Annotated in this window: 18 protein-coding genes; 10 read left to right on the top strand and 8 right to left on the bottom strand. The window is 63.0% G+C overall.

All coding sequences use genetic code 11. The features are described from left to right. Positions 1-9: 9 nt before the first annotated feature. Positions 10-3,486, bottom strand: a complete 3,477-nt coding sequence (locus ACSQ3G_RS15975) for an indolepyruvate ferredoxin oxidoreductase family protein (RefSeq protein WP_436110722.1) — start codon at positions 3,484-3,486, stop codon at positions 10-12. Continuing rightward, positions 3,487-4,899 carry an FAD-binding oxidoreductase gene (locus tag ACSQ3G_RS15980; protein ID WP_436110723.1) on the bottom strand — a complete coding sequence of 471 codons (1,413 nt, stop codon included), beginning with the start codon at positions 4,897-4,899 and terminating at the stop codon, positions 3,487-3,489. 204 nt (positions 4,900-5,103) lie between these two features. Here ACSQ3G_RS15980 and ACSQ3G_RS15985 point away from each other — a divergent pair, with 204 nt between their 5' ends. From ACSQ3G_RS15985 to ACSQ3G_RS16000, 4 genes are all read left to right on the top strand, one after another. After that, on the top strand, positions 5,104-5,862 hold the full coding sequence (locus ACSQ3G_RS15985) for a FadR/GntR family transcriptional regulator (RefSeq protein WP_105425452.1): 759 nt from the start codon (positions 5,104-5,106) through the stop codon (positions 5,860-5,862). 33 nt (positions 5,863-5,895) lie between these two features. Next, entirely contained in the window at positions 5,896-6,891 is a 996-nt protein-coding gene (locus tag ACSQ3G_RS15990) for an MDR family oxidoreductase (protein ID WP_436110724.1), read from the top strand. A gap of 90 nt (positions 6,892-6,981) precedes the next feature. Then, a complete protein-coding gene (locus ACSQ3G_RS15995; protein WP_436110725.1) occupies positions 6,982-9,294 on the top strand; it encodes a xanthine dehydrogenase family protein molybdopterin-binding subunit in 2,313 nt (770 codons plus the stop codon). Between the two features lie 105 nt (positions 9,295-9,399). Then, entirely contained in the window at positions 9,400-10,020 is a 621-nt protein-coding gene (locus ACSQ3G_RS16000; RefSeq protein WP_436110726.1) for a nucleoside triphosphate hydrolase, read from the top strand. 23 nt (positions 10,021-10,043) lie between these two features. Here the strand turns inward: ACSQ3G_RS16000 and ACSQ3G_RS16005 are convergent, their stop codons facing one another. The 4 genes from ACSQ3G_RS16005 to ACSQ3G_RS16020 form a co-directional block, all read right to left on the bottom strand. After that, on the bottom strand, positions 10,044-11,114 hold the full coding sequence (locus ACSQ3G_RS16005) for an ABC transporter ATP-binding protein (protein WP_105439671.1): 1,071 nt from the start codon (positions 11,112-11,114) through the stop codon (positions 10,044-10,046). 22 nt (positions 11,115-11,136) lie between these two features. Beyond that, the gene (locus ACSQ3G_RS16010; protein WP_436110727.1) at positions 11,137-12,021 is read right to left on the bottom strand and encodes a carbohydrate ABC transporter permease; all 885 of its coding nucleotides are present in this window, start codon (positions 12,019-12,021) and stop codon (positions 11,137-11,139) included. Beyond that, positions 12,014-12,940, bottom strand: a complete 927-nt coding sequence (locus ACSQ3G_RS16015) for a carbohydrate ABC transporter permease (protein WP_436111724.1) — start codon at positions 12,938-12,940, stop codon at positions 12,014-12,016. Before ACSQ3G_RS16015 ends, ACSQ3G_RS16010 begins: the two co-directional genes overlap by 8 nt. A 120-nt stretch (positions 12,941-13,060) precedes the next feature. Next, a complete protein-coding gene (locus ACSQ3G_RS16020; protein ID WP_436110728.1) occupies positions 13,061-14,356 on the bottom strand; it encodes an ABC transporter substrate-binding protein in 1,296 nt (431 codons plus the stop codon). A gap of 232 nt (positions 14,357-14,588) precedes the next feature. Between ACSQ3G_RS16020 and ACSQ3G_RS16025 the strand changes: the two genes are divergently transcribed. Genes ACSQ3G_RS16025 through ACSQ3G_RS16035 form a run of 3 tightly spaced genes read left to right on the top strand, consistent with a single transcriptional unit; the run spans position 14,589 to position 17,586 of the window. Beyond that, on the top strand, positions 14,589-15,788 hold the full coding sequence (locus ACSQ3G_RS16025) for an ROK family protein (protein WP_436110729.1): 1,200 nt from the start codon (positions 14,589-14,591) through the stop codon (positions 15,786-15,788). Between the two features lie 34 nt (positions 15,789-15,822). After that, on the top strand, positions 15,823-16,926 hold the full coding sequence (locus tag ACSQ3G_RS16030; RefSeq protein WP_436110730.1) for a Gfo/Idh/MocA family protein: 1,104 nt from the start codon (positions 15,823-15,825) through the stop codon (positions 16,924-16,926). A gap of 18 nt (positions 16,927-16,944) precedes the next feature. After that, positions 16,945-17,586, top strand: a complete 642-nt coding sequence (locus ACSQ3G_RS16035; RefSeq protein WP_037077850.1) for a ThuA domain-containing protein — start codon at positions 16,945-16,947, stop codon at positions 17,584-17,586. Between the two features lie 311 nt (positions 17,587-17,897). On the opposite strand, the gene ACSQ3G_RS16040 is transcribed toward ACSQ3G_RS16035, so the two are convergent. Both ACSQ3G_RS16040 and ACSQ3G_RS16045 read right to left on the bottom strand, forming a co-directional pair. Next, positions 17,898-19,889 (bottom strand): alpha-glucosidase, encoded by a 1,992-nt coding sequence (locus ACSQ3G_RS16040; protein ID WP_436110731.1) that lies wholly within the window; start codon positions 19,887-19,889, stop codon positions 17,898-17,900. Between the two features lie 21 nt (positions 19,890-19,910). Further along, positions 19,911-20,615 (bottom strand): GntR family transcriptional regulator, encoded by a 705-nt coding sequence (locus tag ACSQ3G_RS16045; protein WP_038545893.1) that lies wholly within the window; start codon positions 20,613-20,615, stop codon positions 19,911-19,913. A 104-nt stretch (positions 20,616-20,719) separates the two neighbouring features. On the opposite strand from ACSQ3G_RS16045, the gene ACSQ3G_RS16050 reads away from it, so the two are divergent. From ACSQ3G_RS16050 to smoA, 3 genes are read left to right on the top strand one after another with little or no spacing between them, the layout of a single operon-like run. Next, on the top strand, positions 20,720-21,877 hold the full coding sequence (locus ACSQ3G_RS16050) for an LLM class flavin-dependent oxidoreductase (protein ID WP_436110732.1): 1,158 nt from the start codon (positions 20,720-20,722) through the stop codon (positions 21,875-21,877). After that, on the top strand, positions 21,877-22,785 hold the full coding sequence (locus ACSQ3G_RS16055) for an aldo/keto reductase (protein WP_436110733.1): 909 nt from the start codon (positions 21,877-21,879) through the stop codon (positions 22,783-22,785). Before ACSQ3G_RS16050 ends, ACSQ3G_RS16055 begins: the two co-directional genes overlap by 1 nt. Then, positions 22,785-23,318: an NADH-dependent FMN reductase SmoA gene (smoA, locus tag ACSQ3G_RS16060; protein ID WP_046666537.1), complete on the top strand. Its 534-nt coding sequence runs from the start codon at positions 22,785-22,787 to the stop codon at positions 23,316-23,318. The genes ACSQ3G_RS16055 and smoA overlap by 1 nt, the downstream gene beginning before the upstream one ends. The last annotated feature ends 30 nt before the right edge of the window (positions 23,319-23,348 follow it).

Consider the following 23,348-nt stretch of genomic DNA (forward strand, 5'->3'; position numbering starts at 1 on the left):
CGGGAACGGTTACGCGACATGGGTGAGCGGCTCCCTCGCCCGCCATTTCGCAAGGAGATCGGTTTTGCGCTTATCGTAGCGCTGGACGGCGGCCAGTTTGACATGGCCGAAACCACGAACCATGTCCGGCAGGCCGGCAAGCTCGACGGCAAGCGCATGATTGGCGGTATCGAGCCCGGCGGAAAGCTCGGTCACCAGTGCAAAATAGTCTGCGATCAGCTGCCGTTCCATCCGCCGCTCGGCCGTGCGGCCGAAGGGATCGAAGGCCGTGCCGCGCAGGAATTTCAGTTTTTCGAGAACCCCGAAGGCGGGGCGGATCCAGGCGCCAAAGGCGATCTTGGCGGGATGGCCGGTGCGCTGGTCGATCTTGGCGATCATCGGCGGCGCCAGATGATGCCTGATCTTGAAATCACCTTCGAACTGCTCGGCAAGCTTCTTTTCAAAGCTCCGGTCCCGATGCAGCCGGGCAACTTCGTATTCGTCCTTGTAGGCCATCAGCTTAAAGGCGTTTTTCGCCACCGCTTCGGCAAAACCGGTCACGCCGCGCAGCTGCGCCTCGGCTGATTTCACGACATCCACGAGAGCGGCATAACGCGCCGCATAGGCCGCATTCTGGTAGTCCGTGAGGAAGGCGGTGCGACGCGCGACGATTTCTTCCAGCGTCTCGGCCTTCGGCTCCGACTTGGTGAGGCCCGCCGCACGCGCAACGGCCTCCACATCCACCGCCGCACGACGACCCCAGCCGAAGGCTGCACGGTTCATGGCAATGCCGGTGCCGTTAAGCTCGATCGCCTTGTCGATGGTGGCAAGGCTGATCGGCACCAGCCCGCGCTGCCAGGCATGACCCAGCAGGAACATGTTCGCGGCGATCGCATCACCCAGCAGCGCGGTTGCCATATCCGTCGCGGCAACCGTTTCGACGGCTTCGTCACCGGCGGCACGGCGCAGAGACTTCAGCGTCGCCTCCTGCCGGAAATCGATCGTGGTGTCCTTCACGAAGGAAGCGGTCGGCGCGAAATGGTCGTCGATCACGGCCCGCGTCTTGTTCTTCGCAAACGAAGCCAGCGAATTCTTCTGCGCAGCAACGACGATATCGAAGCCGAGCACGAGATCGCTTTCGCCGGGGCCGACCCGCACAGCGTTGATCTGTGCGGGATCCTTCGCCAGCCGGATATGCGAAACGACCGAGCCGTTCTTCTGGGCAAGGCCGGTCTGGTCGAGCGTCACCAAGGCCAGCCCGTCGAGAAGCGCCGCTTGAGCGAGAATAGCGCTCACCGTGATGACGCCCGTGCCGCCGATGCCGGCGAGCAGCATGCTGTAGGGCGTCTCGAAAGTCGCGGTGAACGCGGGCAACGGCAGGTCGTCGGTCTTCACCACCTTCGACTTCGCCGCCGGCTTGCGGATGCTGCCGCCTTCGACGGTGACGAAGCTCGGACAGAAGCCCTTGATGCAGGAAAGATCGGTATTGCAGCTCGACTGGTTGATGCGGCGCTTGCGGCCGAATTCGGTCTCCTGCGGCTCAATGGAGATGCAGTTGGAGACGGCGGAACAGTCGCCGCAGCCTTCGCAGACCAGTTCGTTGATGAAGGCGCGTTTGTCCGAGACCGGATAGGCGCCGCGCTTGCGCCGGCGGCGCTTTTCGGCGGCGCAGACCTGATCGTAGACCAGCACCGTGACGCCGGGGATGTCGCGCAGCTCCCGCTGCACCGCATCGAGTTCGTCGCGGTGATGGATGGAAACCTCGCGCGGCAGATTGCCCTGCCAGACCTCCGGCCGCTCGGCGACCACCACGACACGCGCCGCACCTTCCGCCAGCATCTGCCCGACAATGCCCGGAACGGTAACGTCGCCGTCATGCTTCTGGCCGCCGGTCATGGCGACTGCGTCATTGTAGAGGATTTTGTAGGTGGCGTTGACCTTGGCCGCGATCCCGGCGCGGATGGCGAGCAGGCCGGAATGGAAGTAGGTGCCGTCGCCCATGTTGACGAAGATATGCTTCTCGTCGGTGAAGGGCGACAGGCCGATCCACGAACCACCCTCGCCGCCCATCTGGGTGAAGGTCGAGGTGTTGCGGTCCTCGTTGCCGATGATCATCATGTGACAGCCGATGCCGGTGGAGGCGCGGCTTCCTTCCGGCAGGCGGGTCGAGACGCTGTGCGGACAGCCGGAGCAGAAATAGGCCTCGCGCTTGAGCGCGGTCGCCTCGACGCCCATGGCAATCGACATTTCTTCGATGAACCGCGCCTTGGCCTGCAGCGCCTCGTCGAGATAATTGAGCCGGGAAAGGACGGCCTTGGCGACCGACAGCGTGCCGATCTCGCCGATCGCCTGCAGCAGCGCCGCGCCGTTCTCGCCGGCCTTGCCGAAGACGCGCGGGCGCCGTTCCGTGGGAAGATTGAAAAGCTGCGCCTTGATCTGGTCTTCGAGGATCGAGCGTTTCTCCTCGACCACAAGCAATTCGTCCACACGCGAGGCGAACTCCGCGATGCCCTGCGGCTCCAGCGGCCAGACCATGCCGACCTTGTAGAGCGCGATGCCGAGTTCGGCGGCACGAGCTTCGTCAATGCCGAGCAGCGCCAGAGCGCTCAAAAGATCGAGCCAGGACTTGCCTGTCGAGACGATGCCAAGCCGGGCGCGGCCGGTGGTTCCCCAGATCGGGCGGTCGAGGCGGTTGGCGCGGGCAAAGGCCTGCACGGCGAGCATCTTGCGCTCCAGCCGCAGTTCCATCGCATGCGGCCCGTCCGGCCAGCGCAGCGACAGGCCGTCGGGCGCAAAGGTCTCGTCGGGGAAAACAATCTCCGGCTTGTCTGGATCGAGATCGACCGTCGCCGAGCATTCGACTATCTCGGTCTGGCACTTGAAACCGACCCAGGCGCCGGAATAGCGGCTCATCGCAATGCCGAGCAGGCCGTATTCGATATATTCGCCGACGCCGGCCGGCGACAGCAGCGGCACCATGGCCGAGATCAGGTTGTGCTCGCTCTGATGCGGCAGGGTAGAGGAAACCGCGCCGTGATCGTCTCCGACCAGCAGCAGCACGCCGCCGTTCGGGTTGGTGCCGATCGCGTTGGCGTGGCGGATCACGTCCATGCTGCGGTCGACACCCGGCCCCTTGCCGTACCACATGCCGAACACGCCGTCGTAACGCGAGCCCTGAAACATGCCCGTCTGCTGGGTGCCCCAGACGGCGGTCGCCGCCATGTCCTCGTTGAGGCCTGGATGAAACTTTACATGCGCGGCATCGAGAAACTTTTTCGCACGCGCCATCTCTCGGTCGAAACCGGCGAGCGGCGAGCCACGGTAACCGGAAACATAACCGGCCGTATTCAGGCCTCGCGCCAGATCCCGCTGGCGCTGGATCATCGGCAGGCGCACCAGCGCTTGCGTGCCCGACACCAGGATGCGGCCTTTTTCCAGCGTGTAGCGGTCGTCGAGGCTGACCTTGCTGTCCGAGGGGCTCGTATCCTGTGCGGCATGGATCGACATCTAGACCCGCTCCGCCTGCTGCACGGACACCGGCGCCTCGAAGACCCGGCCGCGATTGAGAATGTAGTTCGGATCGAATGCGGCTTTCAGCCGGCGCATCGTGGCGATCTCGGCTTCGCTGCGGGCATATTTCAGGTACTTCACCTTGTCGGTGCCAATGCCGTGTTCGGCGGAAACCCCGCCGCCGACCGCTTCAATGCCCGAGAAGATCGCCTCGGCGACCTTTTTCTCGTGCTGGCTGGACATGCAGTAATGCAGGTTGCCGTCGCCCAGGTGGCCGAAGATATAGGTTCGCGCATCCGGATCGATCTCGCCGACGGCGAGCGCAGCCCTGTCGAGAAATTCCTGCATGCGGGAAAGCGGCACGGAAATATCAAAGCCGATCGTCACTCCATTGCCGAAAAGGTAGTCGTTGATGCCGTCTCGAATGCCCCACAGCCCGTTGAACTCGCGCAGCGAGTTGGAGAGCACCACGTCGGTGGCCAGCCCATCCTCCAGCGCGGTGGCAAGGGCCGCTTCGAAACGCTCGTTGTCCTGGTCCGGAGCCTGGCCCTGGATCTCGACCATGGCATACATGCCGGCCCCTTTTTCGACCGGCGGGCGGATCCCCATATGGTCGACCGTGTCTTCGTAGACGTTCGGAAAGATCGCCTCGAAGGCGGAGATGAGGCCGGAGAGCTCCACCCGCAGCCGCGCCAGCAGATCCTGCGCCGCTTTCAGCGACGGCAGGGCGATGAAGGCGTTGCGCTCGATCTGCGGTTTCGGATGCAGTTTCAGGCAGGCGCGGGTGACTACCCCGATCGTGCCTTCGGTGCCGATGAACAGCGGATTGAGGTCGTAGCCGGAATTGTCCTTGGTCAGGCCCTTGAGTGAGGAGAGGACCGTGCCGTCCGGCAACACCGCCTCCAGCCCCATGACCTGCGCCCGGTACATGCCATAACGCAGAACCCGGATGCCGCCGGCATTGGTGCCGATATTGCCGCCGATCGTCGCCGTGCCGCGTGCGCCGATATCGACGCCGAAGAACAGGCCCGCGTCGCTCGCCGCCTGCTGGACGACCTGCAGCGGTGTGCCCGCCTTGACGATCATCGTCTGTCCCGCGACGTCGATCGACTCGATGCCGTTCATCCGTTCGAGCGAGATCGAAATTTCACCCTCGACGGGCCGGGAAGAACCGGAAAGCCCGGTGCGGCCGCCCTGCACGACGATCGGCTGGCGAAGTTCATTGGCGGCGGAAAGAATGGCGGAAACGTCTTCGGTATTGCGCGGACGCAGGACGGCGGCTGGCCGGCTGCCTCGAGCGGTCGCATCCGCGGCATAACCATCCGAAATCGCATCGCCGGTGAGGATCGCAGCGGCATCCAGCCTGTTTTGGAGACTGGAGACAAGACGGTTCACGCGATCAGAGGACAAAGTCTGCCTCCCCCGCAAAAACCTGCGTCCCAGCCCTGCGCGCCGGCTCGGCCGAATGCGATTGCGCCCATTCTCTCGTTCCCCTTGCTTGTTGGGGGGCGAGGTTATTCCCATTCCCCTATTTGTCAAACCTATATTTAAAAAGCAGTAGCCTTTTTGCCCCTCCCGTGGCATCACTATGGCAGGAACCATGGGAAGGGTGACATGATCCTCAAATACGACGAGGTCGTCCGCACGGGCATTGCGAGACAGGTATCGGACAATATCCGTTCGGCGATCATGGACGGCCGGCTGAAGATCGACGAGCGCCTGCCGACCGAGGAAGAACTTGCCCGAAGCTTCGGAATTTCCCGCCCGACGGTGCGCGAGGCCCTGAAGCGCCTCGCCGCCCAGAACCTCATCCATTCCAAACGCGGCCCGACCGGCGGCAATTTCGTCAAGCGGCCGGATCCGGAAGGTCTTTCGAAGGCAATCACCGGCGCCGCTACCCTGCTGGTCGGGATCGGCGCCTTCGACATTGAAGAGATCATCACCGCCAGGCTGGAAACGGAAGCCGTCTGCTGCCGGCTGGCCGCCGCAAATCGCAGCGAAACCGACCTCGCTGCGATGGAAGCGGAGATCGCGGTGCAGCTCGACGAGGCTGTTAGCGACGAGGATTTCTGCGCTTCGGACGTGCGTTTTCACAGGGCGCTGGTGGAATCGACCGGTAACGGCCCGCTGAAACTGATGATGTACACCGTCATCGAGGCCTTCATTCCGATCACCAACATGATCGTCTTCCGGGTTCGCGAACGGCGCCACGTCGCCTCGCTGCATCAGGAAATCGTCGACGCGGTGCGCAGCCGCGAGGATGCCAAGGCCGCCGATGCGCTGGCCCGGCTGCTGGCCTATGTGCGCGAAAGTTATTCCGCCGTGCTCGACGCGCGCGCCAGGCGCGATGCCGCCACACAGGCCTCCGCTTAAAAACCAACATCGCCACGATATCGGGAGAGAGACATGACCGAGACCTTCACCGCCATGGTGATCGATGCCGTTGACGGCAAGCCGAAAGGCGCCCTCAGAGAAATCTCGATCGCCGATCTTCCCGACAACGACGTGCTGGTCGAGATCGCCTATTCGACGTTGAACTACAAGGACGGACTGGCGATCACTGGCAAGGGCCGCATCGCCCGCCGCATGCCGATGATCGGCGGTATCGACCTCTCCGGCACCGTGGTCGAGTCCCGCTCGCCGGAATGGAAGGCCGGAGACAAGGTGGTGCTGAACGGCTGGGGTCTTTCGGAAACCGAATGGGGGGCCTTCGGCCGCTACCAGCGCGTCAAGCCGGAATGGCTGATCCGCCTGCCCGACGCCTTCTCGATGGAACAGGCGATGGCAATCGGCACGGCGGGGTATACCGCGGCGCTCTGCGTCGATGCGCTGGAAAAATGGGGTTCGATCAAGCCCGGCGAGGGCGAAGTGCTGGTCACCGGCGCAGCCGGCGGCGTCGGCTCGGTTGCAATCGCCCTTCTCGCGGCCCGCGGCTACAATGTCACCGCCTCAACCGGTCGCCCGGAAACCCACGACTACCTCGCCTCGCTCGGCGCCACCGATTTCATCGACCGCGCCGTGCTTGCCGAAAAGGGCGGTCCGCTGCAGAAGGAGCGCTGGACCGGCGGCGTGGATAGCGTCGGCTCGACGACGCTCGTCAATACGCTTTCCCAGACGATGCGCGGCTGTGCCATCGCCGCCTGTGGCCTTGCCGGCGGCGCCGACCTTCCCGGCACCGTGCTGCCGCATATCCTGCGCGCCGTGACGCTGATCGGCGTCGACAGCGTCATCGCCACCCGCGAACAGCGGCTGTCGGCATGGGCGCGGCTCGCCCGCGATCTCGATCCGGCCAAGCTTGCAGAGATCACCACGACGGAGCCGATGTCCAACCTGCCGCAGCTTGCCGAGGATATTATTGCGGGGGAAATCCGCGGGCGTGTGGTGATCGATGTGACGAAGTAGAAAAGGTATACCAGAGGCGGCTTTCCATCCGCGGCTCAGAGGCGGTAGAGATATCTCCGGCAGAAAATTGCATGGCGTGGGAGAGCGGTTTTGAGCAGTGATCACGAGGTCTTCACCGGTCGCCGGGAAGACATAAGACTTGTTACCGGCCAAGGCGCATATACCGCAGACAAGGTGCTGGATAACCAGCTCTACGCCGCATTCTTGAGAGCCGACCAGCCGCATGCGCGCATCGTTTCGATCGATGTCGAGGCGGCGCTCGCCGCACCGGGCGTCCATATCGTGCTGACCGGCAGGGACGCGCTCGAAGCAAACCTGATCGCCCCCGGCCCGCTGGTCTCTTTCCCCGGCGTCGATGGGATGAAGATCAAGGCACCGCACCGCTATGCGCTGTCGACCGACCGAGTCCGTTTCGTCGGCGAACCGGTTGCCATGGTCGTGGCCGACAGCGCCGAGGCGGCTGCCGATGCGGTCGAGCTGATCGCGGTCGATTACGAGGACCTGCCGGCGATCATCGATCCGGAGGCCGCGCTGGAAGACGGCGCGCCGCAGCTTTTCGACGAGGTGCCGGGCAACCTGGTTTTCCTGCACAGTTTCGGCGACAGGGCGACGGTCGATGAAGCCTTCGCCAAGGCCGCGCATATCTCGACGCTGACGGTGGAGTCGCAACGCGTCGCCGCCAACCCGCTCGAACTCAAATCCTTCATGGCGGCATACGACGCCGGGACGGAGGTCTTCGACGTCTATTCCGCCAGCCAGGGCACGGGCCTTGCCGATGGCCTTGCCCGCTTCACCGGCCATCCGCCGGAAAAGGTGCGGCACCACATGGGCGATGTCGGCGGCAGCTTCGGCATCCGTGGCGCGGCCTATCCGGAATATGCGGCGATCATGCTCGCAGCCAGGAAACTCTGTCGGCCGGTGCGCTGGACGGCCAGCCGCACGGAAAGCTTCCTCGCCGATTATCACGGCCGCGCTGTCAGGTTCACCGGCGAGCTTGCTCTCAGCGAAACCGGCGACTTCCTCGCCATCCGGATGAATATCGTTTGCGATCTCGGCGCTTATCATTCGCCGCCCGGCGCGCTGATCAATGTGCTCAACCCGATGCTGACCGGCACCGGCTGTTACCGCATCCCAGCGGTATTCGGCCTCAACCGCCTCGCCTTCACCAATACCTCGCCGATCGCCGCCTATCGCGGCGCGGGCCGTCCGGACATCAATTATTTCGTCGAGCGGCTGGTGGATCAGGCCGCAACCGATCTCGGCATGGACCGGATCGAAATCCGCCGGAAGAACCTGATCCCCGACGACGCCTATCCCTACACGACACCGACCACGGTCTACGACAGCGGCGGCTATGTCGCGATGCTGGAAGAGGCGGTATCGGTCTCCGATTGGAGAGGTTTCGAAGCCCGCCGGACGGAGTCCGAGAACCGCGGCCATCTGCGCGGCATCGGCATGGGCGTCTTCGTCGAACCGTCCGGCGGCGGCCATATGCCGGAAGAAACCGAAATCCGCTTCGAGGCGGACGGCACGCTGACGCTCTACACGCTGTCCGGATCCGCGGGCCAGGGCCACGAGACGGTGCTGCCGCGGCTGGTCGCCAAGGAACTCGGCATCGACGAGAACCTGATCAACCTGCGCGCCAACAGCGTTCACGCGCCTCGCAAGCTCAAGGGTGCCGGCACGATGGGGTCGCGGACCATGGCCTCGCACGGCGCCTCGCTGACGATCACCTCCCGCGAGGTGGTGAAAAAGGGCCTGAAGCTCGCCGCCGAGGCGCTGGAAGCCTCCGAAACCGACATCGAATTCGATGACGGTCACTACAGGGTGGCCGGCACCAACATGTCGATCTCGCTTCTGGAACTCGCCGCCCGCAATGTTACGCCGGATGGAAACACGCTGGATACGCTCGCCTCGATCCAGCCGGAGCGAAATTTCCCCGGCGGCGTGCATGTGGCCGAAGTGGAGATCGACCCGAATACCGGCGAGACCAAGGTCACCTCCTATATCGGCGTCGACGACGCCGGCCATGTCATCAACCACACGCTGCTCGAAGGCCAGATGCATGGCGGTCTTGCCCAGGGCGCGGGCCAGGTCTTCGGCGAGCATATCGTTTATGACCGCGACAGCGGCCAGATGCTGACTGCCAGCTTCATGGATTATTTCATGCCGCGCGCCGACTTCATGCCGACGCCGCGTTTCTTCGACCTGCCGACGCCCTCGCCCACCAATGTGCTCGGCGTCAAGGGCGGCGGTGAGGCCGGCACGACCGGGGCGCTGCCGACGCTGATGAACGCCGTCCTGGATGCGCTTCGCTCGGCCGGCGTCGAGGATTTCGATATGCCCGCGACACCTTACAGGGTTTGGGACGCCCTGAAGGCGGCCAGGGAGAACGCTCGATAAGACCTCATCTGCGCGCGCCACATCCATGCCTTCGTGGATTGCCTGAACGCATTGCGGGACGCTAGAAGTTCATTTCGACAAGATGAAATACGAGGCGTCAACGCAATGACACTGGACGACATCACCAACACCGTCATCGACCGGGCGAGCGACAGGCGACGTTTCATCGTTGCGGTCGCCGGCCCGCCGGGCGGCGGAAAATCCACGCTCGCCGACGCCCTGCACGAAGCCCTGCTGGCGAGAGGGGAAACCGCCGAAATCCTGCCGATGGACGGTTTCCACATCGACAATGGCCTCCTCGAAGCCCGCGGCCTGTTGGCCCGCAAGGGCGCCCCGCAGACTTTCGACGTACGCGGCTTTGCCGACATCCTGAGAGCGGTGCGGCAGGGAGACGAGGAAGTGCTGGTGCCGGTCTTCGATCGATCGCGCGAGATCGCCATCGCCTCGGCCCGCCCCATCTCCCCCGACACCCATATCGTTCTGGCGGAAGGCAACTACCTGCTGATCGACGAAGCGCCCTGGTCGCGGCTTGCCGAAATGTTCGACTTCACCATTTTTGTCGGCCCTTCGGAGGAGGTGCTCCGCGAGCGGCTCAAGGCCCGCTGGGTCCATTACGGGCTTGATGAAGCCGCGATTGCCTGGAAACTTGACGGCAACGACCTGCCGAACGGCCGCTACATCCTCACCCACTCACGGCCGGCTGACATCCGGCTCGAGAGCTTCTGAGGCTTGTTGCGGGCAATGCCGGACTAGAGGGCCACGCCCGTTTCGCGGTCGAACACATGTACCTGTTCGGCCGGGATGTTGGCTTCGAACCGCGCGCCGTAGCGGGCCGGATATTCGCCGTCGACGATCGCGACCACCGGGTGGCCGGCAAGGTCGAAGACGATGTGGGTCTGCGCGCCGGTCGGCTCGACCAGCAGGGTCTGGCCGGCAAGCGCCGTTCCGCCCGCACCGGGGCTCAGGTGTTCCGGACGCAGGCCCACCTTGATCGCCTGACCGCGCTTCACCTTGCGCTCCGGCGCGATGCGGATCGAGGTACCGTCGCCGAGACGCGCGGCAGCCTCGCCGCCATCGCCATCGACGGTACCGTCGAGAAGGTTCATTGCCGGCGAACCGATGAAGGCGGCGACGAAGAGGTTGGCCGGCTTGCGATAAAGCTCCATCGGCGTGCCCTCCTGCTCCACCCTGCCCTGGTTGAGGACGACGATCCGGTCGGCGAGCGTCATCGCCTCGATCTGGTCGTGGGTGACGTAGATCGAGGTCGTCCCGACCTTCTGGTGCAGCTGCTTGATCTCCGAGCGCATCTGCACGCGGAGTTTCGCGTCGAGGTTTGAAAGCGGCTCGTCGAACAGGAAGACGGCCGGGTTGCGGACGATCGCACGGCCCATGGCGACGCGCTGGCGCTGGCCGCCGGAAAGCTGCGCCGGCTTGCGGTCGAGAAGCGGCATCAGGTCGAGCATGCGTGCCGCTTCAGCAACGCGTTCGGCAATCACCGGCTTCGGGGTTCCGGAAAGGCGCAGGTTGAAGCCCATGTTCTCGGCAACCGTCATATGCGGATAAAGCGCATAGGACTGGAACACCATGGCGATGTTGCGCTCGCGCGGCGTAAGCTCGTTCACCACCGCATTGTCGATGATGACCTCGCCGGCGGTGATTTCCTCAAGCCCGGCAATCATCCGCAGCAGCGTCGATTTTCCGCAGCCGGACGGACCGACCAGAGCGACGAACTCGCCGTCCTCGATCGCCAGCGACACGCCGTGGATGACCGGGAGTGCCCCATAGGCCTTGCGGACTTGTCTGAGTTCGACGGATGCCATGCGAATTACTCCGGGTCGGGGCTCAGGACTTCACCGCACCGGCGGTCAGACCGGCGATGATGTGCTTCTGGGCCAGGAAGAAGGCGATGATGGTTGGCAGGATGGTGAGTGTGATGAAGGCGAGCACCAGCTGCCATTCGGTGCTGAATTCGCCCCGATAGATCATGATGCCGAGCGGCCAGGGATAACGGCTCTCGGAATTCAGCATGATCAGCGGCACGATGTAACTGTTCCAGCTGCCGACGAAGGAGATGATGCCGACGGTGGCAATGATAGGCCGCGATAGCGGCAGCGTGATGTGCCAGAAGAAGCGCATGTAGCCGCAACCGTCCACGAAGGCCGCGTCGAAGAGCTCGGACGGCAGGTTGCGGAAGTAGTTGCGGAAAAGCATGATGCTCATGCCCATGCCGAACGCCACCTGCGGCAGCACCACGCCCCAGTATGTATCGATGAGCCCCAGATCGCGGATGCGGATGTAGAGCGGCAGGATGGCCGTCGCTGCCGGGAACATCAGCCCGATCAGGAAATAGTTGACCAGATAATCGGTGCCGAAGAAGCGGATATGTGCGAAGCAGAAGGCGGCCATGGCGCCGAAGGTCAACGTCAGGAACACCGTCAGCAGGGCGATGATCAGCGAATTGCTCATCTGCAGCCAATAGCGCTTGCTGATGATGATGTCGGTGTAGTTCGACCACTGCCATTCCGTCGGCAGGCCGAAAGGATTGCCGCGCAGTTCGCCGAGGGTCTTGAAGCCGCCGAGCGCAGTGCTGATGAGCGGCACCACCACGATTGCCGCCACGATGATCAGCGATACGTACATATAGACCTGTGTGCCGGCGCGGATCCGCTGGCCGGATGTCGGCGCGCTGGCGGCATCGATGGGCTGTGCTGTCGAGATATCAGTCATTGCGCATGAACACCCGCTTGTAGCTGAAGGCGAGCGTCACGCAGATCACGAACAGCACCACACCAACGGCGCTGCCGAACCCGACCTGCATGCGGGTCACCCCGAAATTGTACAGGAACGTCACCATCGTCTGCGTCGAGTTCGACGGACCGCCGCCGGTGAGCGGCATGATCATGTCGAAAAGCTGCAGCGAACCGACGACCGCAAAGAAGACCGAGAGACGCACGGTGGAGCCAAGCAGCGGCAATGTCACAAGCCGGAACTTCTGGAAGCCGGTCGCACCGTCGATGTCCGCCGCTTCCAGTACGCTCTTGTCGATTGCCTGCAGGCCGGCGATGAAGAGCATCATGTGAAAGCCGAAATACTTCCAGACGATGACGCCCAATATCGCGTACATTGCCAGGTCGCGGTCGGCGAGCCAGAAGGGTGGTTCGACGCCAATGAAATGCGAGATACCGGCGACGAGACCGAAATCCCCGTCATAAACGAAACGCCAGATCATCCCGGCTGCAACATCCGCAAGCACGTAGGGAAGGAAGAAGATCAGCCGGAAGAACAGCGCACCCTTGATCCGGCTGGAGATCATCGTCGCCAGCCAGAGCGCCAGCGGAACCTGCACGCAAAGCGAGGCAAGCACGATCAGGCCATTATTGATCAAAGCCTGGGTGAAGGCGCTGTTACGGAAAATGAGCTGATAATTGCGCCAGCCGACCCATTGCGTCGGGCTGCCATAGCCGTTCCAGTTATAGAAGGAATACCAGGCGGCCTCGCCCATCGGCAGAATGACCAGCACCGTGAACAGAAGAAGCGCCGGCGGCAGGAACAGGATCAGCACCGGCCACTTGCTGTTGGCAAGTGACCGCTTGCGGCGCCGCGCTACCACAAGTGTATTCCCGGAAGGGATGGCATTGGCAGACATCAGCATATCGCTCATCGATTTTCGAGCCTTTCGGGCTGCGAGACGCCGTCAGGCGAGGACGGGAACCGGCGCTCCCAGGGTTGCTGGAACCTTAGGGGAGCGGGAGCGCCGGCGCTGCGCTTACTTTCGTTCGAGGGAGTAGGCGTCCTCGATCTGCTGCGCCGCGGCAGCAGGCTTCATGCTGCCGGAGACCACTTCGACGCTGACGTCGTTGACGATCGCACCGACATTGGGACCGAGATCCTGGTCAAGGAAGTTCTGGTGCCAGGTTTCCTTGGCAAGAGTTTCGGCAACTTCCTTCAGCAGCGGCTTGGAGATCGCTTCGCTGGCGCCCTTGGCAACGGGCATGATCTGCGTATCCCGGGCGAGAAGCTTCTGCACGTCGGCGCTTGCCATGTAGCGGAGGAATTCCTCCGTTTCAGGCGGCGCGTTCTTGGTGACCGCCCATCCGTTGAGACCGCCGAAACTGTCGGTGGTCACACCAGCCCCTCCGCTGACGACGGGGAACGGGAAGCGGCCGATATTGTCGTCCGCAAGGCCTTTGCGGCTCGTCGAATTCGACGCCTGGGTCGAGGGCGTATTTTCGAAGCTCAGAATGATCGCGGCACGGCCATCGCCGAACGTGGCAAGCGCGTCGTTCCAGGTCGCACCCAGATAGCCGTTCTGGAACGGCTCAAGCTTGCCGAGCTCGGCCAGGCGCTCGCCGGCCTTGACGAAAGGCTTGCCGGCGAAGCCGTCGTTCTTGCCAGCCTTGGCATCGGCAAAGCCCTTTTGCCCCGCCTCGCGCATCGAGAGATAACTCCAGTAGAAATGCAGGGGCCACTTGTCCCGCCCGCCGCCGGCAATCGGCGTGACGCCGGCCTGCTTCAGCGTTTTGACGGCACCAAGGAAATCATCCCAGGTCGCGATCTTCGAGGCATCGACCCCCGCCTTCTTGAACATTTCCTTGTTGTAATAGAAGGAAACGAGGCCGGTCCTGACGGCCGACGCCCAGACCTTGCCATCGAAGGTCAGGCCGTCGACGGCGGAGGCGTTGATCGACTTGCGCCATTCCCCTCCGTTCGCGTCGATCGCAGCATTGATCGGCCGCAACGTGCCGGTCTCGGACTGCGCCTTGAGGACGCCGCCGCCCCAGGTATAAAAGATGCTTGGCGCGTCTTTCGATTGCAGAAGTGTCGGCAGCTTGGCCTTGAAGGCCTGGTTTTCCAGAAATTGCATCTCGACCTTGACGCCCGGGCGCTTGGCCTCGAAATCCCTGGCGATCTGGTTCCAGACCGCGATGTTCCCCGGCACCTGCTCGACATGCATCCAGCGAATGACGCTGTCCGCTGCAGCCGCGCCGGCCGTGAACATGCCACCCGCGAGGGCAATAGCGGTCGCGGAAATCAAACGCATCCTGTAGTATCTGTTGGACATTGAAGGTGCTCCTCCCAAAGCTTTATTCCTGTATCCGAATTAAATAATCGGCAAGGCCAACGCATCTGTCAATAGCCCTGCACGACATTGCCGGATTTTGGCAAAAATTGCGGCATTTGCTGCTTTTATCTATTGCATGCCGCATAAATTCAGATCTAGAACAAACCGAATTTAATTTGCACCTCGTATTAAATAGCGGTTTGGTGCAGAAGCCGACGAGTGCGCAGAAGAGATGAAAACCGCCGATCCAGAACTCATGCGTGCGATGAATCGTCTCAGCGTGCTGGACACGATCCGGCGGCGGGGCCCTATCTCCCGCGTGGAGATTTCCGAGCGCACCGAACTTTCGACGACCACCGTTTCGGCCATCACCGCCTCGCTGCTCGATGACGGGCTGATCCTGACCCGCCACGAGGGCGACATCCGCAACGAGGCGGTGCGTGGCCGGCCGCGCGTCATGCTCGAGGTCAATCCGGATGCCGCCCGCGTCGTCGGTGCCAAGATCGCCGCAAGCCGCATGGTCTTCGTCGTCACCAATTTCCGCGGCGACGTGCTCTCCCAGCTCACCTTGCCGATCCGTATCGACCGCCAGCCGATCGCGGTCATCGCCGATCTCGTTGAGGACGGCGTGCGTCGCTGCGTCGTCGACGCCGGCCTGTCGCTGGAGGATGTCGACAGCGTCTGCCTCGGACTTCCGGGCGTCATCGAACACCGCACCGGACACATCCGCTCGAGCCCGATCTTTCGCGAGATCAACATTGATTTTGCTTCGGAAATGTCGGCGCGGCTGTCGACTCCGACGATCATCGAGAGCGACGCCCATGCCATCACGCTCGGCCATCACTGGTTCGGCAAGGCCCGCGATCTGCAGGATATGGTCCTGATCTCGCTCGAACAGACGCTCGGCCTCGGCGTGCTGCACGGCAACCGGCTTTTCCGCGGTGCCGGCGGCCTCAGCCACAATCTCGGCGATCTCGTGCTCGGCACCGGTCCTCAGGGCATCGTGCGGCTTTCGAGCCAGGCAGGCGAGAGCGCCATCCTCGGCGAGCAGCAGACGGATGGGCGTTTTGCCGAAGCAGTAAGGCTCGGCCGCGGCATGACCCATGTCCAGGCACTCATCCAGGCCGACGACGACCGGCTGATCGGCGCGGCCGTTCGCGCCGGCGAGGCCGTCGGGCTGACGATCGCCAACATCGTCACGCTTTTCGCACCGCCGCGCGTCATCCTCGTCGGCTCGTCGCTGGCGCTCGGCGAGCCATTCCTGAACAGCCTGCGCGATGCCTATGCGCTCGCCATTCCGCCGTCTCTGAAGGGTGTCAGCGAGCTCGTCTTCGACGATTCGACGGATGATTTCTGGGCGCAGGGAGCGGCGGCCGTCGCACTTTACGAACTTTACGAATCGCCCTGGAGCACCACCGGGCCGGCGCTCTGAAGCGCCAAACATCAGCATTTATCGGGAGGAAACAATGGACAAAGTCGGTATCGGCATCATCGGATGCGGCAATATTTCGGGCGCCTATCTGAAGGCGATGACATCCGCTTTTCCGATCCTCGATATCCGCGGGCTGGGCGATCTCAACCGCGATCTGGCCGAGGCGAAAGCTTCCGAATTCAATCTCCAGGCCCGTACCGTCGATGAGCTGCTCGCCGATCCGAAGATCGAGATCATCGTCAACCTGACGATCCCCAAGGCGCATGTCGCCGTCGGGCTGCAGGCGCTCGATGCGGGCAAGCACACCTATTCGGAAAAACCTCTCGGGATTAATTTCGCGGAAGGGAAAAAATTGGCGGAGGCCGCAAAGGCCAAGGGCCTGCGCATCGGTGCCGCCCCCGACACCTTCCTCGGCGGCGGCCACCAGACCGCCCGCGAACTGATCGACCAGGGTGTCATCGGGATTCCGGTCGGCGGCACCGCCACCTTCATGTGCCCCGGCCACGAGCGCTGGCATCCGAACCCGGCCTTCTATTACGAGGTCGGCGGCGGCCCGATGCTCGACATGGGTCCCTATTACATCACCGATCTCGTCAACCTGCTCGGCCCGGTGTCGCAGGTGGCGGGCTTTGCGATCACCCCCCGCAAGGAGCGCATCATCACCAGCGAGCCGCGCAACGGCGAGCGCATTCCGGTGCACGTTCCGACCCATGTGGCCGGTGTCATGGCGTTTGCCAACGGCGCGGTCGTGCAGATCGGCATGAGCTTCGACGTCGCCGGCCACAAGCATGTGCCGCTCGAAGTCTACGGCACCGAGGGCACTCTGATCGTGCCGGACCCGAACCGTTTCGAGGGGCCTGTCGGTTATCTGAAGAAGGGCGGCCAGTTCGAGGACCAGCCCGCCACCCTGCCCTATGCGGACGGCAACTACCGCTCGATCGGCGTCGCGGACCTGGCTCACGCGATCCGTTCCAACCGCCCGCACCGGGCGAACGGCGATCTGGCGCTGCATGTGCTGGAGGTCATGGAGGCCTTTCACACGGCTTCCGCCGAAGGGCGCACGATCAAGATCACCACGGCGACGGAGCGGCCCGCTCCGCTGTCGGAATCGCTTGTTGACGGCCAGCTGGCGAAATAATTCTGGAGGAAGACTAAAATGCGTGAAGCACTCATCGTATGGGGCGGCTGGAGCGGCCACGAACCGCAGGAATGCGCCGAGATCATCAAGGACATGCTGGAGGAAGACGGTTTCAAGGTCTATCTCGAGCATTCGACCGAGGCCTTCGCCGATCCTTCGATCCATGATCTGAGCCTCATCGTGCCGATCATGACCATGTCGAAAATCGAGAAGGAAGAGGTGAAGAACCTCGCGGCAGCCGTTCAGAGCGGTGTCGGCATTGCCGGTTATCACGGCGGTGCGGGCGATGCATTCCGCGAGTCGGTCGACTACCAGTTCATCATCGGCGGCCAGTGGGTCGCCCATCCCGGCAATATCATCGACTACACGGTGAATATCACGAGGCCGGACGACCCGCTGATGGAGGGGATCACCGATTTCCCCTACACGTCCGAGCAATATTACATGCATGTCGACCCCTCGAACGAGGTGCTGGCGACGACGACATTTACCGGCGACCACGCCTACTGGATCGATGGCGTCGTCATGCCGGTGGTCTGGAAGCGGAAATACGGAGAGGGCCGCGTCTTCTATTCCTCGCTCGGCCACCAGGCCAAGGAATTCGACGTGCCGCAGATGAAGACGATCTTCCGCCGTGGTGCCAATTGGGCGGCACGGTGAGGCGGGATTGACGACGGTGCGGCACACCAATCTCCCCCCTTGTGGGGGAGATGTCCGGCAGGACAAAGGGGGGTGCTGCGGCATACTCTTCGCCAGTTGAGTTCGCGGCGCCACCGCGGGTTACCTCTCCCTTAGCGGGAGAGGTTACAAAATCATGATCTTAGCTTCAGCTAAGTCATAGATTTTGTTGGTGAGGGGGTCTGTCTTGCCAGAAACATCCCCTCACTTGCGATTTCTAACACTTAGCTGAAGCTAAGATGTTGAAATCGCTTTCTCTCCCGCAAGGGGAGAGATAGAGATGCCGCAGCGCCTCACATATCCCTCAACGCCGCAAACATATCCGCAAAAGCCGCATCCACCCGGTAAAACACCGGCGGACAACCGATCGGCGACGGCACCGTCACCTCTTCCCCGCCTGCATACTCCACGCCGCTCCACACATGCACCCACCTCGCCCCTTCCGGCAGATAGACGCTGCGCACCTCCTGCGCCGCATGCCAGACCGGCGCCACCAGCAATTCCGGGCCGTAAAGATAGGCATCCTGAATGGCATAGGTCTTCGGGTCATGCTCGTAATGCAGGAAGAGCGGCCGCTGCACCGGCAGGCCCCGGGCGGCGGCTTCTCTGGAGAGAGTCTTCAGATACGGCGCCAGATGCACGTAGATCCGCGTCATCCGGGCGAAATGCTCCAGCACTTCCGGGTCCTGGTCGATCTGGATATTGTCGCGCGGCCGATTGCCCTCGTGGCTGCGCATGACGGGCGTGAAGGCCGCCATCTCGGCCCACCGCATCAGCAGTTCCGGCGTGCGGACATTGCCAAACAGGCTCGTATAACCGCCGATATCGGAATGGTGATAGGCGTTGCCGAGGAGGCCTGAGGAAAGCGCGGCGCACATCACGGTGACCAGCCCGTCATGGCGCGAGAAATCCACCGACTGGTCGCCGCCCCACAGCAGCGGGCAATGTTTCTGCACGCCGGTAAAGCCGGCCCGCATGAAGAACAGCGCCTCGCCCGTCTTGCCGCGGCTGGCGATCGCCTTGGCGTTGACTTCGGCCCAGAGGGTCGGCCAGGCATTGTGCATCAGCTTGGCATCGATGCCGTTGGCAAGCTCCACATCGATCGGCAGATATTCGCCGAAATCGGCCATCCAGCCGGTCAGCCCGAAATCGAGCATGCGGCGGCCGATGACTTCCTCGGCGAACCAATCGGCAGCTTCCGGATTGGTGAAATCAACGACGCCGCAATCGAACTCGCCGAAATCGACGATCGCGGTGCGGCCGAGCGGGTCCTTGGCGAAATAGCCCGCGGCTTCCGCTTCCGGAAACAGCGAGCCATCGACGCAGAGATAGGGATTGACGTAGCCGAGGAAGCGGATGCCATCGCCGTTCAGCTCCGCGATGCGCTGGCGCAGGTCCGGATAACGCTCGTCATTCGCCTGCCAGTCCCAGAACAGCCGCGATCCGAACGAGGTCTGGCGGAGGCCGACCCAATCCTCGCACCAGAGGCCGGAGACCTGCACGCCGGCATTGCGCATCTTTTCCAGCCGCTCGAAGGAATTGACGCCGTCCTTGAGGCCGATGATCGCGCCCCTGTAGACCCAGTCCGGCAGTTCCGGCTGCCGCCCGAACCGCAACGACAGCGCCTCGACCAGCTCGATAAAACTCGGTGCGGCGAAAAACTCGATTCGCTCCGGCACCGCCCAGGCTTCGATCTCGTGAAACGTCTTACGGCGGAAATCGAAGACGGAATAGGCGGTCGTCTCCACATGCAGGGCATAACGCGCCGAGGAGATGTACGTCGGCTGCGGGTAGTTGGTATTGTAATAGTCCCCGCCCGCCTTGTCCTTCAGGTCGGACTTGAAGGTGATCTCGCTCGTCTTGTCGCGGCCGACGCCGGGCTCCGAGGTCCAGAGCGGAAAGCGGCGACCGCGCATGTCGAAATAGGACATCTGCTCGCCGCCGCCCCAGACATGCTCGTCATTGTCCGCATGGACGCGGATCCAGAAGCGGTTGATCGTCTCGTCCAGTGAGCGGAAATGCACGGCGGTTTCCGAGACCGTCAGCTCCAGCCGCGGCGCCCGGCCCTTCGCCTCCGCGAGGCTGACCACATTGCCGTCGATTTCCGCGTGACGCAGAGCGCTGCGCTCGACGATGTAATCCTCGACCTCGAAATTGCCGCGGTACATGTCCATCCGCTCCTGCCCATGGCCGACAAATATGCAGGGCGAGGCCGCGCTGTGCCGCAGGATGCTGCGGCCGTTCAGCGATATGGAAAAACCGTCTTGTGTCGTCTCGAATTTCATCTTGTCGGTACTCGATTGTTTCTACCGCAGCCGCGATACGTATCGCGCCACGGAATGGTCGAACCATGTGCGGGAAACCTCGGCCAGGGCGCCATCCTGCGCCTGGCTCATGCGCAGCACATGGGGGATTGGCGCTCCCGGCTTCTGGCCGAAGGCCGGCGGCGCCCAGTCAGGCACGGTGTCGAGGTCGATCTTGTCTTCCGCCCGGACGATCCAGAGACCCAGCCGGGTGCGGTAGTAGAGATAAAGCGATTCCGACAGATCCTCCGGGGTGATCGCCGCAACATAGGAACCGTCGAGCCAGATCTCCTCAAGTGCCGCGACTTTGCCCGACAGCCGACGAATACGGCGGATGCGATGCCCTTCCGGCGAAAAGCCGAACCTCGGCAGATCCTTGGGTTTGTCGAGCCGCATCACATCGAGCAATTCCGCGGTCGGCAGGCCGCCGCCCTGGATCAGTTCCAGCCGGAACATCGCATAAACGCTCTTCGGATCGCTGATTGCCCGGACGTAGTTGCCGGACCCCTGCACCCGCTCCAGCAGCCCGCGGTTCTGCAGTTCCGCCAGCGCCTTGCGCAGCGTGCCGACGGCAATGCCGAGCTGCACCGCCATGTCGCGCTCCGGCGCCAGCTTCTCGCCGTCGACAAGCCGGCCGGCGGCGATATCGCGAACCAGCAGTTCGGCGATTTGCAGATAGATCGGCAGGCTGCCGGGATAACTGTCCATAAGCCGTTTCCCCCTCCCCAGGGAATGACCCACTCAAATTGATACACTATTGATTTACACGAACGCGGATGATATTCAAGTCCCAGGAGTCGAGGAGAATTTTGATGACCGTCGTGCCCATAACATCACCGGATCTCGATGCCGCCGAGGTATCCTGGTTCGCCGCCCTGTGCTCGGACGATTACGCCTATCTCGGCGTCCCCGACGATGCGCTGAAATCGAGTTGGGAACATTGCTCCGATATCGTCAGGCGCGCGGAGACGCTCGGCTTCCGCAACATCCTCTGCCCTTCGTCCTACCAAGTCGGCCAGGACACACTGAGCTTCGCCGCAGCGGCCTCGCAAATCACGGACAGGATCAATCTATTGGCGGCGATCCGCTGCGGCGAGATGCAGCCGATCATGCTCGCCCGCACGGTCGCCACGCTCGACCACATGCTGAAGGGCCGGCTGACGCTCAACGTCATCAGTTCCGATTTCCCCGGTGAAGTCGCAGACAGCGCCTTCCGTTATCGCCGCAGCCACGAGGTTGTGCAGATCCTCCGCCAGGCCTGGACGCGCGACACGATCGACCACGAGGGTGAGGTCTACAATTTCAAGGGCGTCACCACCGAACCGGCGAGGCCCTACCAGCAGAACGGCGGCCCGCTTCTCTATTTCGGCGGTTATTCGCCGGATGCGCTGGAGCTCTGCGGCGCCCAATGCGACGTCTACCTGATGTGGCCGGAAACCAGGGACCAGCTCGCCGAACGCATGAAGGCGGTCCACGCCCGCGCCTCGGCCCATGGCCGGACACTAGATTACGGCCTGCGTGTCCACATGATCGTCCGCGACACCGAAAATGAGGCCCGCGAATATGCGGAGCATCTCGTCTCCAAGCTGGACGATGAATACGGCCGGCTGATCCGCAGCCGCGCCCATGACAGCACCTCGCTCGGTGTTTCGCACCAGGCGAAGGCCCGCGAACTCGCCGACAAGTTCGGCTATGTCGAACCTCACCTCTGGACCGGCATCGGCCGGGCTCGCTCCGGCTGCGGCGCGGCGCTTGTCGGCTCCTCCGACCAGGTGCTTTCGGAAATCGAGGCCTACAAGAAGATGGGCATCCGGGCTTTCATCTTTTCGGGCTACCCGCATCTCGACGAAGCGGAACATTTCGGCCAGAAGGTGCTGCCCGAGCTCAAGACCTGTTCGCTGCCGCATGTCTATGGCCGCGTGCCGGCCGAGACACCCGCAACGCCGCTCGGCAACGGGAGACGACACTGATGGCCCCTCATCACCTAGACCGCATTCAACTTTCGCCCGATCTCCAGCTCAGCCGCCTCGTTTATGGCATGTGGCGGATCGGCGACGATGCAGATACCTCGCCGAAACATGTCCAGGCAAAGATCGAAGCCTGCCTGGCGCAGGGCATCACCACCATGGACCAGGCCGACATCTATGGCGGCTATACGGCCGAAGCGATTTTTGGGGGGGCGCTGAAGGCCTCGCCTTCGCTGCGCGACAAAATCGAGATCGTCACCAAATGCGGCATCGTCGCGCCGGCCGGCCGCCATTCCGCTGTCCGTGGCAAGCACTACGATACCAGTGCTGCCCATATCACCGCGTCGGTCGAGGCCTCGCTGCGCGACATGGCGACGGACCACATCGATCTGCTGTTGATCCATCGGCCCGATCCGTTGATGGATCCGGACGAAACCGGCCCGGCACTCGACGCCCTGGTCGCATCCGGCAAGGTCGGCGCCGTCGGCGTCTCGAACTTCCGCCCCTGGGATTTTTCGCTGCTGCAGTCCTCCATGGAGGCCGAACTCGTCACCAACCAGATCGAGATCAGCCTCCTCGCCTCCGAGGCATTCACCAATGGCGATCTCGCCTTTTTGCAGGAGCGCAATATCGCGCCAATGGCCTGGTCGCCGCTCGCCCGCGGCGGCATTTTCAAACCCGAACACCAGCCTCTGATGGCCGTGCTTGAACGGGTAGCGGAAGAACAAGGCGTCGACGCATCGGCTGTGGCGCTCGCCTGGCTGCTGCATCACCCGGCAAACATTCTTCCGATCATCGGGACCAACAATATCGCCCGTATCGCCACCAGCGCGGACGCCGCCAAGGTGACGATGGATCGCCAGACCTGGTTCGAACTCTACACGGCCGCAATCGGAAAGCAGGTGCCATGATGATCACTGCCGACACCGCAAGCATAACCAGCGAACAGATCTTCGTTCCGGATGCATCGACCGCCCGGCATTATCGCAATGCGCTCGGGGCGTTCACGACCGGTGTGACTGTGGTGACGGCAACTACTCCGGATGGCCCGATCGGGATGACGGTCAACAGCTTCACCTCGGTGTCGCTCGATCCGCCTTTGGTCCTCTGGTCGCCGGCCAAGAGTTCGTCGCGCCATGCCGCCTTCACGGCGGCAGGCCACTTCGCCATCCATGTGCTGAGCGCCGACCAGGACCTGTTGAGCGCCCGGTTCACGCGCGGCGGCCTGGGGTTCGAAGAGCTGTTCTGGAACCACAACCACGAAGGCGTGCCGGTCATCCCCGGCACGCTGGCTCGCTTCGAATGCGAACTCTCCTCGATGCACGATGCCGGCGATCACACGCTGATCCTCGGCCGCGTGCTGCGGGCAGCCCACCGTGAAGGCGATCCGCTGTGTTTCTCCCGCGGCACCTTCGGCCGTTTCGCGAGCACCACCAGCCAGTAAAGACCAAAATCCACTGCGGAAAATATTGAC

The organism is Neorhizobium tomejilense (assembly GCF_964254135.1).
In the GTDB taxonomy this organism is placed as follows: Bacteria; Pseudomonadota; Alphaproteobacteria; order Rhizobiales; family Rhizobiaceae; genus Neorhizobium; species Neorhizobium tomejilense.

Bases quoted from the DNA above. Each gene is read 5' to 3' on its own strand.
- ACSQ3G_RS15975 (WP_436110722.1), bottom strand. From the start codon at position 3,486: ATGTCGATCCATGCCGCACAGGATACGAGCCCCTCGGACAGCAAGGTC.
- ACSQ3G_RS15985 (WP_105425452.1), top strand. From the start codon at position 5,104: ATGATCCTCAAATACGACGAGGTCGTCCGCACGGGCATTGCGAGACAG.
- ACSQ3G_RS15990 (WP_436110724.1), top strand. From the start codon at position 5,896: ATGACCGAGACCTTCACCGCCATGGTGATCGATGCCGTTGACGGCAAG.
- ACSQ3G_RS16000 (WP_436110726.1), top strand. From the start codon at position 9,400: ATGACACTGGACGACATCACCAACACCGTCATCGACCGGGCGAGCGAC.
- ACSQ3G_RS16005 (WP_105439671.1), bottom strand. From the start codon at position 11,114: ATGGCATCCGTCGAACTCAGACAAGTCCGCAAGGCCTATGGGGCACTC.
- ACSQ3G_RS16010 (WP_436110727.1), bottom strand. From the start codon at position 12,021: ATGACTGATATCTCGACAGCACAGCCCATCGATGCCGCCAGCGCGCCG.
- ACSQ3G_RS16015 (WP_436111724.1), bottom strand. From the start codon at position 12,940: ATGTCTGCCAATGCCATCCCTTCCGGGAATACACTTGTGGTAGCGCGG.
- ACSQ3G_RS16020 (WP_436110728.1), bottom strand. From the start codon at position 14,356: ATGTCCAACAGATACTACAGGATGCGTTTGATTTCCGCGACCGCTATT.
- ACSQ3G_RS16025 (WP_436110729.1), top strand. From the start codon at position 14,589: ATGAAAACCGCCGATCCAGAACTCATGCGTGCGATGAATCGTCTCAGC.
- ACSQ3G_RS16030 (WP_436110730.1), top strand. From the start codon at position 15,823: ATGGACAAAGTCGGTATCGGCATCATCGGATGCGGCAATATTTCGGGC.
- ACSQ3G_RS16035 (WP_037077850.1), top strand. From the start codon at position 16,945: ATGCGTGAAGCACTCATCGTATGGGGCGGCTGGAGCGGCCACGAACCG.
- ACSQ3G_RS16040 (WP_436110731.1), bottom strand. From the start codon at position 19,889: ATGAAATTCGAGACGACACAAGACGGTTTTTCCATATCGCTGAACGGC.
- ACSQ3G_RS16045 (WP_038545893.1), bottom strand. From the start codon at position 20,615: ATGGACAGTTATCCCGGCAGCCTGCCGATCTATCTGCAAATCGCCGAA.
- ACSQ3G_RS16050 (WP_436110732.1), top strand. From the start codon at position 20,720: ATGACCGTCGTGCCCATAACATCACCGGATCTCGATGCCGCCGAGGTA.
- ACSQ3G_RS16055 (WP_436110733.1), top strand. From the start codon at position 21,877: ATGGCCCCTCATCACCTAGACCGCATTCAACTTTCGCCCGATCTCCAG.
- smoA (WP_046666537.1), top strand. From the start codon at position 22,785: ATGATCACTGCCGACACCGCAAGCATAACCAGCGAACAGATCTTCGTT.